This is a genomic window from Luteibacter rhizovicinus, assembly GCF_004342265.1.
In the GTDB taxonomy this organism is placed as follows: domain Bacteria; phylum Pseudomonadota; class Gammaproteobacteria; order Xanthomonadales; family Rhodanobacteraceae; genus Luteibacter; species Luteibacter rhizovicinus_B.
In genome coordinates this window covers 295,084-308,093 of record NZ_SMCS01000001.1, presented here as the reverse complement: position 1 = coordinate 308,093, position 13,010 = coordinate 295,084, and the positions used below count along the sequence as shown (strand labels likewise).

At 64.4% G+C, this 13,010-nt stretch carries 9 protein-coding genes and 3 tRNA genes; 2 read left to right on the top strand and 10 right to left on the bottom strand.

Features of this window, described 5'->3' with window-relative positions:
• Positions 1 to 184: 184 nt before the first annotated feature.
• Positions 185 to 3,553, top strand: coding sequence for an Rne/Rng family ribonuclease (locus EC912_RS01410; protein WP_132141359.1), 3,369 nt, complete (start codon positions 185 to 187; stop codon positions 3,551 to 3,553).
• A 399-nt stretch (positions 3,554 to 3,952) separates the two neighbouring features.
• On the opposite strand, the gene EC912_RS01405 is transcribed toward EC912_RS01410, so the two are convergent.
• Positions 3,953 to 4,606, bottom strand: a complete 654-nt coding sequence (locus EC912_RS01405) for a response regulator (protein WP_132141358.1) — start codon at positions 4,604 to 4,606, stop codon at positions 3,953 to 3,955.
• A gap of 318 nt (positions 4,607 to 4,924) precedes the next feature.
• Between EC912_RS01405 and EC912_RS01400 the strand changes: the two genes are divergently transcribed.
• A complete protein-coding gene (locus tag EC912_RS01400; protein WP_132141357.1) occupies positions 4,925 to 5,215 on the top strand; it encodes a hypothetical protein in 291 nt (96 codons plus the stop codon).
• A 178-nt stretch (positions 5,216 to 5,393) separates the two neighbouring features.
• On the opposite strand, the gene EC912_RS01395 is transcribed toward EC912_RS01400, so the two are convergent.
• The 9 genes from EC912_RS01395 to pheA form a co-directional block, all read right to left on the bottom strand.
• A tRNA-Leu gene (locus tag EC912_RS01395) sits at positions 5,394 to 5,480 on the bottom strand.
• A 47-nt stretch (positions 5,481 to 5,527) separates the two neighbouring features.
• A tRNA-Cys gene (locus tag EC912_RS01390) sits at positions 5,528 to 5,601 on the bottom strand.
• A gap of 76 nt (positions 5,602 to 5,677) precedes the next feature.
• Positions 5,678 to 5,753 (bottom strand) — tRNA-Gly (locus tag EC912_RS01385).
• A 47-nt stretch (positions 5,754 to 5,800) separates the two neighbouring features.
• Entirely contained in the window at positions 5,801 to 6,406 is a 606-nt protein-coding gene (gene pgsA, locus EC912_RS01380) for a CDP-diacylglycerol--glycerol-3-phosphate 3-phosphatidyltransferase (protein ID WP_132141356.1), read from the bottom strand.
• A gap of 17 nt (positions 6,407 to 6,423) precedes the next feature.
• Positions 6,424 to 8,262 carry an excinuclease ABC subunit UvrC gene (gene uvrC, locus EC912_RS01375; RefSeq protein ID WP_132141355.1) on the bottom strand — a complete coding sequence of 613 codons (1,839 nt, stop codon included), beginning with the start codon at positions 8,260 to 8,262 and terminating at the stop codon, positions 6,424 to 6,426.
• 208 nt (positions 8,263 to 8,470) lie between these two features.
• Entirely contained in the window at positions 8,471 to 9,259 is a 789-nt protein-coding gene (kdsB, locus tag EC912_RS01370; protein WP_132141354.1) for a 3-deoxy-manno-octulosonate cytidylyltransferase, read from the bottom strand.
• Positions 9,260 to 9,481: 222 nt separating this feature from the next.
• Positions 9,482 to 10,789, bottom strand: a complete 1,308-nt coding sequence (aroA, locus tag EC912_RS01365) for a 3-phosphoshikimate 1-carboxyvinyltransferase (protein WP_132141353.1) — start codon at positions 10,787 to 10,789, stop codon at positions 9,482 to 9,484.
• Positions 10,786 to 11,898 (bottom strand): histidinol-phosphate transaminase, encoded by a 1,113-nt coding sequence (hisC, locus tag EC912_RS01360; protein ID WP_132141352.1) that lies wholly within the window; start codon positions 11,896 to 11,898, stop codon positions 10,786 to 10,788. Before hisC ends, aroA begins: the two co-directional genes overlap by 4 nt.
• Complete coding sequence (pheA, locus tag EC912_RS01355) at positions 11,895 to 12,995, bottom strand: prephenate dehydratase (RefSeq protein ID WP_132141351.1); 1,101 nt, start codon at positions 12,993 to 12,995, stop codon at positions 11,895 to 11,897. Before pheA ends, hisC begins: the two co-directional genes overlap by 4 nt.
• Positions 12,996 to 13,010: the final 15 nt, after the last annotated feature.

Here is a 13,010-nt window from a genome sequence, read left to right as displayed (position 1 = left end):
TCCGGTTCTTCCACAGGGATGCGGGCCCGGTTGCGAAGCGCAATGCCAAGAATCACGCCGGGACCAGGCATCGGTCCCGGGACCTTATGCCGCTTCACGCTTCACCGCTGCGGCGCGATCCCCGGCAGGCCGCCATAAGGCGCCACCGCGGCCCGCGGCCGCGCGGCAAGGCCGAGGAATTACAATGAAACGCATGTTGATCAACGCGACTCAGCGCGAAGAGTTGCGCGTGGCCATCGTCGATGGCCAGAATCTTTACGATCTCGACATCGAAATACCGTCCCGCGAACAGAAAAAGGCCAATATTTACAAAGGCCGCATCACCCGCGTCGAGCCCTCGCTCGAAGCCTGCTTCGTCGACTACGGCGCCGAGCGCCACGGTTTCCTGCCGCTCAAGGAAATCTCCCGCGACTACTTCCTCGAAGGAAGTAAGGGCAACAACATCCGCGACCTCCTCAAGGAAGGTCAGGAAATCATCGTTCAGGTCGAGAAGGAAGAACGGGGCAACAAGGGCGCCGCCCTGACCACGTTCATCAGCCTCGCCGGCCGTTACATGGTGCTGATGCCCAACAATCCCCGCGCCGGCGGCGTCTCGCGCCGCATCGAAGGCGAGGATCGTCAGGCGCTCAAGGAAGCCATGGAGCACCTGAACGTCCCCGACGAAATGGGTCTCATCGTGCGTACCGCCGGCATGGGCCGCGACGCCGAGGAACTCCAGTGGGATCTCGATTACCTGCTGCAGCTGTGGAAGTCGGTTTCGTCCGCCGCCAGCTCGCAGAAAGCACCGTTCCTGATCTATCAGGAATCGAAACTGTTCATCCGCGCCCTGCGCGACTACCTGCGTAACGATATCGGCGAAATCCTCGTGGACGAGGAGTCGCTGTTCAACGACGCACGCGATTTCGTTCAGCAGGTCATGCCCAACAACCTGCGTAAGCTCAAGCTGTACCAGGACCCGACCCCGCTCTTCTCGCGCTATCAGATCGAAACTCAGATCGAGAGCATCTTCGAGCGCAGCGTGCGCCTGCCGTCGGGCGGCTCGATCGTCATCGACCAGACCGAAGCCCTGACCGCTATCGACATCAACTCGTCGAAAGCCACCAAGGGCAGCGACATCGAAGAAACGGCGTTCAACACCAACTGCGAAGCGGCGGTCGAAATCGCCCGTCAGCTGCGCATCCGCGATGCCGGTGGCCTGATCGTCATCGACTTCATCGACATGGATAGCCCGCGCCATCAGCGCGAAGTCGAAGAGAAGCTCAAGGAAGCCCTCAAGGCGGACCGCGCCCGTGTCCAGATCGGCCGCATTTCGCGCTTCGGCCTGCTCGAGATGTCGCGTCAGCGCCTGCGCCCGAGCCTGGGCGAAGCCACGCAGATCGTGTGTCCGCGCTGCGAAGGCCACGGCCACATCCGCAGCGTCGAGTCGCTGGCCCTGTCGACCCTGCGCCTCATCGAAGAACACGCGATGAAGGAAAACACCGGGCAGGTCCTGGTTCAGGCACCGCCCACCGTCGCCAACTTCCTGCTCAACGAGAAGCGCGCCAGCGTCGTCGAAATCGAACTGCGTCACAGCGTCCACGTCGTCGTGGTCGCGGACGACAAGCTGGATACGCCGCATCTCGAAATCACCCGCATCCGCGAAGCGGACATGGGCGAGCACAGCAAGCCGAGTTATGAGCGCGTCACTCCCGTGACGGCCACCGCCCTGCCGAAGATGGGCCAGGCCCTGGGCAGCGGCGAGCAGCCGCTGGTCACCGGCGTGGTGCCGTCCACGCCCGCGCCCGTTCGCGAAGAAACCGACGAATCCGACGCGGCGCCGGCTGTCGCCGCACGCTCCGCGAAAGCGCCGGCCCAGGGTGGCGGCGTACTGGCCCGCATCGTCAGCTGGTTCCGCAGCGCCGCCGCGCAGCCTGCCGAAGAAAACGCACCGAAGCGCAAGGATGGACAGCAGGGTCAGCGCGGTCCGAGACGCGAGGAGCGCGGCAACGCGCAAGGTTCCGGTCGACAGAACACGCAGCAGCGTCAGTCGCAGCGTGGCGGCAAGGACCAAGCTCCGCGTGGCCAGGGTCAGTCCCCGAAATCGAAGCAGCCGCGCGGAGAGCGTAGCGAGCGCGGCGAACGTGGCGAGCGTCCGGAACGTCAGGAACGCGACAACCAGCCACGCAACGCGCAGGCACAGGCCGGTGGCCGCCAGGGCGGTCGTCCGGAGCAGGCTCAGCAGCAGACGCAGGCCGGTGAGCCGCGCAAGCAGCAGACCAAGGGCGAGCGTCCGGCACAGCAGCGCCAGTCCGGCGAAAAGACGCCAGCCGCCGTTACCGACGCGACTATCGAGAAAGAAAAGATCGCAGCGTTGACCACGGTCGACGATGCACCGGCGACCGACGAAGTGCGGGGCGCTGTCGCAGCCGATGCGCCGACGCAGGCCGACGCCACGAAGGATGCCGAGGGCGGTCAGCGCCGCCGTCGCGGCCGTCGTGGTGGCCGTCGCCGTCGCCGCCAGGACGAGCCGGGTCAGCTGAACGCAAACGATCAGGCGGACGGTAACGATTTCGACGACGAGGACGGCGACGACAACGACGCCGCACCGCGCACCACCGAACGTCCCAGCGCCAGCGTACCGCCCGTACTCGACACCGCCGAGGCTTCGAGGAATGCATTTGCTGTCGAGACCGCGGTCGACGACACCACAACGCCCTCCTCCCGCCATGACGCGGAAACGAAGCCGGCCGCGCCCGTTCCGGCACTGAGCCTGCCCGCACTGCCGCCGCTGCCGCCGATCCCCGGCGCCGCGACGAAACCCGCGCAGACGACGTTCGATAAGCCGGCTGCTGTCGCCGCCGTCGTGGCCACGACCACGCCCGCCGATTCGGCGGACGCTCGCACGACCGAACGCGATCAGACCGAATCCACAGCACCGCTCGCCGAACCGGCGAAGCCGACGCCCGTGGCGACGCATGTCGAGCCGGCAACGACTCCGACGGCGCCCGTCGCGCCCACGACCATGGCAACCCCTGCCCCGGTAACCGAGGCACCGTCGGCGACGATCGTTTCATCCGAAGCCAAGACCCCGGTTGTTGCGTCGACTTCGACTGAAGAAGACAAGGTTCCGGCCACGCCGGCTCCGACACCGGAACCCGCTATCCCGGCTGCCGCGACGGCTCCCATCTCGTCGACGCCTGCCGCTACGGTTTCGGTTCTGGATGCGCCTGCGCGCGGCATCCTGCCCGACGCCGACGAGGTCGCGGAGAAGACCTCCGCCATCGAGAACGCACCGAAGGCTGTTTCGGCGCCGGCAGCTCCTGCCGAAGAGTCGACGCCGAAGCCTGTCCCCGTCACGCCGAAAGCTCCCGAAGCATCCAGCGTGCCGCCCGCGAGTCACGACACGGCCGCACCACGCGAGAACGCCGCGAATGAGCCGAAAGCTCCTCCCGCTGCTCCCGTCACTCCCGCCTGGGCACCGCCCGCGCAGGGCGATCTCCTGACGCGTCCGCGCCAGGAGCCCGCTGCACCGGCTCCGTCCGAGGCTTCCAGCAACGCGGCACGGGACGAGTAACGCGTCCAGTCAGTACCGGAATGACGAAGAGGCCGGGCATTGCCCGGCCTCTTCGTTTTCGGCCTGCCGATGGGCCGTCGTTTTGGATGGCCTCGCTCGGCACTCCTTCGATCCTGACGCCCCTTCGACTCTGACGGTCTCTTGCAGGAGCGCGCTTGAAGGCGATCCGAAGCGGAACGGAAAGCTTGCTCCTTCGATAACGCGGGCGGTCTGCCCATTGGACTGGGGCTATCGTTGGCGCTTGGCTGCGCAGGGATCGCGCGCAAGCACGCTCCTACAACGCACCCCGCACGACCTCACCACGACGTACCTGCAACGTCGCGGATGCGACTGTCCTGCAGGCAAAAAAAACGCCGGACAAGTCCGGCGTTTTTCAGTCATCGGGCGTGAGCTAAATGCTCAGGCCCCAACCTGATGATTGTGCGTATCGAGCAGCCCGTGCACCGTCATCAGGTGCGCAAGTCCGACGATGTGATCCACGTGCAGCTTCTCCATCAGTCGCTGCTTATACGTCGAAACCGTCTTGGGACTGAGGTTGAGGCGCTCTCCGATCGAAGTGAGAGGCATGCCGCGCACAAGCATCATGGCGACTTCCATCTCACGGCTGGACAACGTATCGAACGGCGAATCGGATCCGTCGAGTGTCGCGAGCGCCAGCTGCTGGGCAACCGCGGGTGCAAGATAACGACGCCCCGAGGCGACCTGGCGAACGGCACTGCTCAACTCGTCCGCGGTACAACCCTTCGTGAGATAGCCCAACGCGCCGGCATCGAGAAGGCGCTTGGGAAACCGGGCATCGTCGACCACCGTAAGAATGACGATATTGGTGCGTAACTTGGCGCGCACGACGCGCTCGGTCAGTTCCACGCCACTCATACCTGGCATATGGACGTCGACCAGAGCGATATCCGGTGCCAGAGAACGGATGAGGCGAAGCCCCTCTTCGGCCGTTCCCGCCTCCCCGCGGATTCGAACGTCGGCGTGTTGCTGCAAAATCATCCTGAAGCCGGTGCGTACCAGCTCGTGGTCATCGACAAGTACCACGTTAATCATGTGAGTGCCCTCCCTGGGCCGACGGTATCTCGGTTACGCCCGGTTGACCGGAAAAAATCTGATATGACATACAATGACAGATGTTTAGGCCCTACAGCCAGCGTGGACATATAATGGACGTTGCAGCCGTAACTATCTAGCGGCCGACGCCCATGCCGACAACGTGACATGGCCTGAGGATCGTGTCATCTTCTCGCCCACAGACATGCGCGGGAATGCGCCATCCCATCATCTGGCCCGCTCGTTTCAGGACGGCGACACCAGAGGTCTCGCAGCTGCCATGCGGGTCCTGGACTCACTACAAGGAATGTTTTATCCATGGAAGATCGGACCTACCTGCTCGGTAAAGTCGCTGCGCTCGAAGCGGCGCTCAAAGCAGCCATGGCGACCCACCCCGAGCCCGAAGCCCTCATCGAAGCGGTTTCACTGGCAATGACGGCCTACACACCAGACAGTGACCCAGTCGATATCCGCTCGTTCGCCGAGGGCTGGATGGCCATCGTTACCCCGCTATTGACGGATCAGGCACTGCGCGACAGCTATCTCGATCCACCCGAGCGCCCCCTGCCCGTTCGCCGCCCCTCGCCCCGATCCCGCTCTCCGCACTGAAGACATCACGGTCGCATCGCGCGCACGGCTCCATAGGGCGCGCGGCAATCATGGTGCGTCTTTGAAACGAGCGAAGGCAGCAATGCGCCGCCTCGACGGTATGCGCCAGCCATGAGATGCGGTGTGCGCACGACAGCGTCGGCGCCATTGATTTGGACGTCCGAAAGACTATCCACCCTGGTGCCCGGAGTCGGACTCGAACCGACATACCCTTGCGGATGAGGGATTTTAAGTCCCTTGCGTCTACCGATTTCGCCATCCGGGCATAAAGAAAAGGCGCCCCCGCTTGCCGCAGGCGCGCCTTGGATGCGATGGAGGCCTGGGTCGGAATCGAACCGGCGTACGCGGCTTTGCAGGCCGCTGCATGACCACTCTGCCACCAGGCCATCGCGCGCAGCGCGAGAGTACCTCGCTACGCTTAAAAAACAAAACCTCGGTTGTCCGAGGTTTTGTGGAATTACTTGGAGCGGGAAACGAGACTCGAACTCGCGACCCCGACCTTGGCAAGGTCGTGCTCTACCAACTGAGCTATTCCCGCGTCGTTGTCCAGCTATTTTAGATCAGGACGAGATTGTGTCAAGCACCTTACTGCGATTTTTTTTCACTTTCGTCCAACATAACTGAATCGGCGCTCAGGCTCGGCCACGCAGCGCGCAGATAGCCCAGGCCCGACCAGATGGTCAGAATACCCGCGACGACCAGCAGGGCTTCGCCGATGTGGTACAGGCGCAACGTCTCCGCGTCGTGCTGTAACAGCAGTACGACGAGCGCGACCATTTGCATCACCGTTTTCAGCTTGCCGACGAATGCGACCTGGACCGTGGACCGCGCGCCGATCTGCGCCATCCACTCGCGCAGTGCGGACACGCTGATCTCGCGACCCACGATAATCGACGCGGTGACCGCCATCAGCACGCTCTGCCAGCCGCCCGGATGCGACTGCACCAGCAGGAACAGCGTGACCGCGACCATGAGCTTGTCCGCCACCGGATCGAGGAATGCACCGAAGGGAGACGTCTGATTGAGACGCCGCGCGAGAAATCCGTCGAGCCAGTCGGTCACGCCCGCAAGGACGAATACCAGGGCGGCGGTGAGGTTATGGCCTTTGAACGGCAGGTAGAACACAACGACCATGACCGGTAACAGCAGTACGCGGAAGATGGTTAGCCAGGTCGGCAGGTTGATACGCATGGTCGGGTGATTCCGGATTAGGGGTGCAGCATTGCATAGATGCGTTCGGCGAGGCCGCGATCAATACCCTTGACCGTCATCAATTCCTCGACGCCCGCCGCTTCGACACCGGGCAAGCCACCGAACGCCTTGAGCAGCGCGACGCGTCGACGCGCGCCGATGCCCGCAACATCCTCGAGCGTACTTCGTTCGCGTGCGGCTTCGCGCCGGCGGCGATGTCCGCTGATAGCGAAACGGTGGGCTTCGTCGCGTACCGCGGCGACAAGATGCAGCGCCGGGGACGACGAGCCCGGATGCAGGGTTTCGCCACTGTCCGCCAGGACCAGCGTCTCTTCGCCCGCACGACGCCCGGGGCCTTTGGCCACACCGACGACGCGGATACCTTCGACCCCCAGCTCCCGTAGCACGTCCAGTGCCTGCGCGACTTGCCCGGTGCCGCCGTCGATCAGCAGGACATCCGGACGCGCACCGCCCTCTACTACTTTACGGAAGCGTCGCGTCAGCGCCTGATGCATGGCGGCGTAATCGTCGCCCGGAGTAATGCCTGCGATATTGAAGCGACGGTAATGCGACTTCTCGGGGCCTTCCGGACCGAATACCACACAGGACGCCACGGTGGCTTCGCCGCGCGTATGACTGATGTCGAAACATTCGAGGCGCCGTGGCGACTCCGGCATATCGAGCACTCGCTTCAGATCGTCGAAGCGCGCGAGCAACGTGTGCCGGCTGGCCAGTCGCGACGTCAGCGCGGCGGAGGCATTGCGCTGAGCCATTTCCAGGAAACGTGCCCGTTCGCCGCGAACGCTGGGCTTCAGCGTTACCCCATAGCCCGCGTGCTCGGACAACACACCGGCCAGTATGTCGGCGTCCTCCACCGGATCGCTGAGGATAAGTTCGCGCGGCACCTGACGGTCGAGGTAGTACTGGGCGATGAATTGCGCGAGCACGTCGCCGATCGTCGAGTCCATCGGCAGGCGCGGGAAAAAATCGCGCGACCCGAGGCTGACGCCGTTGCGAAAAAACAGAACGCTGACACAGGCTATACCCGCTTCCATACAGCAGGCGATGACGTCCATATCCGCGCTGGCACCCTGCACGAAGTGCTGGGCCTGCAGCCTGCGCAATGCCGCCACCTGATCGCGCAGCGTGGCGGCGCGCTCGAAGTTGAGCGCGGCGCTGGCCTTCTCCATTGACGTGGCCAGTTCGTCGATGACCGCACTGCTGCGCCCTTCCAGGAACATCTCCGCGTGTCGCACGTCGTTGCGATAATCGTCGACGTCGATCAGCTTGACGCAGGGCGCGCTGCAACGACCGATCTGATGCTGAAGACACGGACGCGACCGGTTGCGGAAGTAGCTGTCCTCGCACTGACGCACCTTGAACAATTTCTGCATCAGTCCAAGGCTCTCACGCACGGCGAACGTGCTCGGGTACGGACCGAAGTAACGTCCCGGGCCCGATTTCGCGCCACGATGGAAGGCAAGCCGCGGATAGTCCTCGTTACCCGACAGATAGATATACGGATAACTCTTGTCGTCGCGCAGAACGATGTTGTATCGCGGCTTCAGCGTCTTGATGAGCTGCGATTCGAGCAGCAGCGCCTCGCCCGCCGTACGCGTCAGCGTGACCTCCGCCTGCGCGATCTGCGACACCATGGCTGCGATGCGCGGTTCCATACGCGGCTTGAGGAAGTAGCTGCCTACCCGCTTCTTGAGATTCGCCGCCTTGCCGACGTAGAGCAGCTCGCCCTCGGCGTCGAAATAGCGATACACGCCCGGCGACGTGGTGAGGTTGCGAACGAAGGATTTACCGTCGAACAGGTGCGAGTCGGACGGCTGCGGCTGGGTGGGCTCCATGCCGCCATTTTAGCGCGTGCGGGATGAATGCCGCGATCCGTGAACGGCCAAAGACCGGTGTGGATACATCCACACCGGTCACCATCCCTGGAGAGCCGCCCGTCCCTTGAAGCAACGGCGACGGAAACAAGGTTACGGTGCACTACCCGCGGCGTATGTCGGGCTTTTCCGACATTCGGCCAGGCGCCGGCTGATCTCGCGGCCGACGTCAGGCAGAGGGGTTGGCAGCGACCCAGGCTTCGGCGCGGGCAAGGTCGGCGGCCGTGTCGATCCCCGGCGGGAACGGCTCGGGCGATACCCGCACGGCGATGGCGTAGCCGTGTTCCAGCGCTCGCAGCTGCTCGAGAGCCTCGATCCGCTCCAGCGGCGTGCGCGGAAGAGCCGCGAAGCGGCGCAGGAAACCCGCGCGATACGCATAGATGCCGATATGGCGAAGAAAACCGACATCCTCGGGCAGGCGATCGCGCGTCGCCGCGAAGGCATCGCGAGGCCAGGGCACGGGGGCACGGCTGAAGTAGAGGGCGCGACCGTCTTCCGCCTGCACGACCTTGACGACGTTGGGATCGAACAGTTCCTCGACCGAATCGATGGATGTCGCGAGCGTCGCCATGGGCGCATCGGAGGCGGCCAGTGCACTGACGACGGCACGGATGCCTGCCACCGGCGCGAATGGTTCGTCGCCTTGCAGGTTGACGACGATCGTATCGTCGGGCCAGCCGAAATGATCGGCCGATTCGGCGATCCGGTCGCTACCCGACGCGTGATGTTCGCCGGTCATGCAGACCAGAACGTCGCCCCCGCAACCCCGGAGTTCGTCCGCTACGCGGATGTCGTCGACGGCAACGACGACCTGCGCCGCGCCCGCTTGCGCCGCACGGCGCGCAACGCGGCGAATCATCGACTCGCCGGCGATCGATGCGAGCGGCTTACCCGGCAGACGCGTGGAAGCGTAGCGTGCCGGAATCACGACGACGAAGGGAGGGATTTTCTCGGACATGCGCACCTCGCTGCGGGGAGGTGAAGCGTAGCGCTATCGGGGTTGCGGGGATATCCGGAGTCAACGGCTTTCTGTAGGAGCCCGCTTGCGGGCGAAAGCCAACGTAGCGGAGATGCCATGCGTCACAACCGCAGCCCACAGATCGGGCTCGCGGAGGTGAGCATCCGTCTTCCTCGCCCTGTTGGCTTTCGCCCGCAAGCGGGCTCCTACAAGTGGGCGTCGTCAATCTGCCTGCGACAGCGCGAAACCCACCCCGTTCGCCAGCTCCATGAATCCCGGGAACGATGTCGCCACATTCGCGCAATCGCCAATGGCGATCGGTGCGTCGGCCACGAGGCCGGCTACCGCGAAAGCCATCGCGATACGATGATCGCCGTGACTATCGATGCTGCCGCCCCCGATACGGCCACCGACGATCATCGCGCCATCAGGCAGCTCCTGGATATTGACGCCACAGGCTTTCAGTCCGTTCGCCATGCTCGCGATACGATCGGATTCCTTGACGCGCAGTTCCGCCGCGCCGCGAATCGTGGTCATGCCCGTTGCCGCGGCAGCGGCAACGAACAGCACCGGGAACTCGTCGATCATGTCCGGAACGATGTCCAGCGGAAGCGCGACGCCATGCAGCGGCGCGTACCGCACGATCAGGTCGCCCACGGGCTCTCCGCCGCTTTCCCGCTCGTTCTCGACGCCGATGTCGGCACCCATCAGCTCCAGCGCGGCAAGCAGACCCGTCCGTCGCGGATTGAGTCCGACCGAACGAAGGCGAAGCGCCGACCCGGGCACAATGCATGCGGCAACGATGAAGAACGCCGCCGACGAAAAATCCGCCGGCACGTCCACGTCGGTCGCGCGCAGCGAATGGCCGCCCTCGAGACGCGCCTTGCCCGGGGAAAATTCGATCGGCCAGCCGAACGCGGACAGCATGCGTTCGGTGTAGTCGCGTGTGGGATGAGGCTCGACCACATCGGTCGTGCCTTCGGCATACAACCCCGCCAGCAGCAGCGCCGACTTCACCTGCGCGCTGGCAACCGGCAACGTATAGCTGATGCCACGCAACGGTGCACCGCCGCGAATACGCAGCGGTGGCAGACCGTCGTTCGTGTCGATGGTCGCTCCCATGCTGGCCAGCGGGTCGGTGACGCGACGCATCGGGCGCTTCGACAACGACTCGTCGCCGATCAGGGTCGAATCGAACGCCTGCCCCGCCAGCAAGCCAGCCAGCAGACGCATGCCCGTACCCGCGTTGCCGCAGTCCAGAGGTGTCGTGGAAGCACGCAGACCATGCAAGCCCACGCCATGCACCACGCGTTCGCCGGGAGCCGGCGTCTCGAAGCGAACGCCGAGTTGACCGAGGATCGTCGCCGTGGCGCGCGTGTCCTCGCCTTCGAGGAATCCGCGGATGTGCGTGACGCCATCCGCCAGTGCGCCGAACATCAGTGCGCGATGGGAAACGGACTTGTCGCCCGGCACGGTCACGTTGCCCTGCAGCGGCGTGCCTTGTTTGCTCAGCCAGTCCACGCGGCTCATGACAGATTCTCCAGAAGACGTTGCAGCTCGTCGCGGCTGCCGATACTGATACGCACGGTATGCGGCAATCCATAACCGCCCATGGGCCGCACGATCACGGCATGTTCGAACAGATGCCGCTCGAAATCCGCGGCGTCGCGACCGAGATCGACCAGCAGGAAGTTTGTCTGCGAAGGCAGAACGCGCAGGCCGCGCCCGGTGAGCGCCTCCGCCAGCCACGCACGATCGCGCTGGTTGACCTCGCGCACGCGCGCCCGGTGTTCGTGATCGCCAAGCGCCGCTTCCGCGGCGGCCAGCGCTACCGCGTTGACGTTGAACGATTCGCGCAGCCGCTCGCACACGGCGGCGACCGACGGATGACTGAGCATGTAACCGATGCGCAATCCGGCCAGGGCGTATGCCTTGGAGAACGTACGCGTCACGATCAGATTGGGATAACGATCGAGCAGGTGCAGCCCGGTACTGAGGCCCGCCGCGTCGACGTATTCGTGATACGCCTCGTCGACGACGACCAGCGTGTCGGTCGGCACGCGCGCGAGGAAGTCTTCCAGTGCGGCATCCGTAAACCACGTGCCGGTGGGATTGTTCGGATTGGCCAGATAGACCAGACGCGTCGAGGCATCCACGGCATCGGCGATGGCATCGAGATCGTGCCCATACGGCGCATCGGGATGATCGGCCGGCAACGCAGGCACGCGCACGGCAGGCGCGCCGGCGGCGGCGGCCGCGATGGGAAACACCGCGAAACCGTATTGCGAATGGACCACGGGATGGTCGGCATCGGCAAAGCACTGCGCCAGCAACATCAGCAGTTCGTGCGAGCCGTTGCCAAGCGTTATGCGATCGACCGATATACCCAGTTCCGCCGACAACGCATGCTTGAGCGACGCACCCAGCGGATCGGGATAACGCCAGACATCGTTGAGAACGGCCGTGGCCGCTTCCATCGCAAGGGGGCTGGGTCCCAGCGGATTCTCATTCGAACCCAGCTCGGAGAGCACGCCACCGAAACGCTGGCGCAGCGCCGGCAGATCGTGGCCCGGATCGTAGGCACGCAGGGCCGACGTCGCGCGATTGGCGAGCGCGGCCGCATCGAAAGCCGCGGTCATGGCAGGGCGACGGGGTAGGAACCCAGCACGCGCACGTCGGCGGCGGCGGGTTTCATTTCCTCGAGCGCGGCCTGCACCGCCTCGTCTTCCACATGGCCGGATATGTCGATGAAGAACGCGTACTGCCATTTGCCCGTATGCGCGGGGCGGGATTCGATGCGATTCATGCTGACGTCGTGGCGTGCCAGCGGGCTCAGTACGTCGTACAGCGCACCGGGCTTGTCGCGCACCGTGACCAGCAGCGACGTGCGGTCGTTACCCGAACGCGGAAACAGCGAGCGGCCGATAACGAGGAAGCGCGTGGTGTTGTCCGCGCGATCCTCGATGGGACCGGCCACGGTCTTCAGGCCATAGACGCGCCCCGCCGTTTCGCCGGCGATCGCCGCCGAATCGTCCGCTGTCCGCGCCATGCGCGCGGCTTCCGCGTTACTGGACACCGGAATACGTTCCGCATTCGGCGCATGCATGCGCAGCCACGCCTGGCACTGCTGCAACGACTGCGGATGCGAGTAAATGCGCTTCACGTCTTCCAGCTTGCCGGACAGCGACAGCAGGTTCTGGTGGACGCGCAGTTCGACTTCGCCGCAGATTGTCGCTTTGGATACCAGGAACATATCCAGCGTCATCTGGATCATGCCCTGCCCCGAATTTTCCACGGGAACCACACCGAAATCGGCGTTGCCGGCGGCCACTTCCTGGAATACTTCCTCGATGCTGCCCAACGGCAGACCGTAGGCGGCATGACCGAAATGCTTGCGCACGGCCTGTTCGCTGAACGTGCCTTCGGGTCCGAGGAAGCCGATTTTCAGCGGCTGCTGCTGCGAAAGACACGAGGACATGATTTCGCGGAACAGACGGACGAGTTCGCCGTCGGGCAGCGGACCATCATTGCGGTCGATCACTCCGCGCAGTACCTGAGCTTCCCGTTCGGGTCGGTAATACTCCACCGCCGCCTTCAACGGGCCCTTGGCCCGGCCGACCTGCTGTGCCCATTGGGCGCGCTCGCTGATGAGCTGCTGCAGTTGCTGGTCGATGCTGTCGATACGCGTACGCGCTTCGGCCAGCGTGGCTTGCTTATCCGTGGTGGGTTTGCTCATGGACGTCTTTGAAGT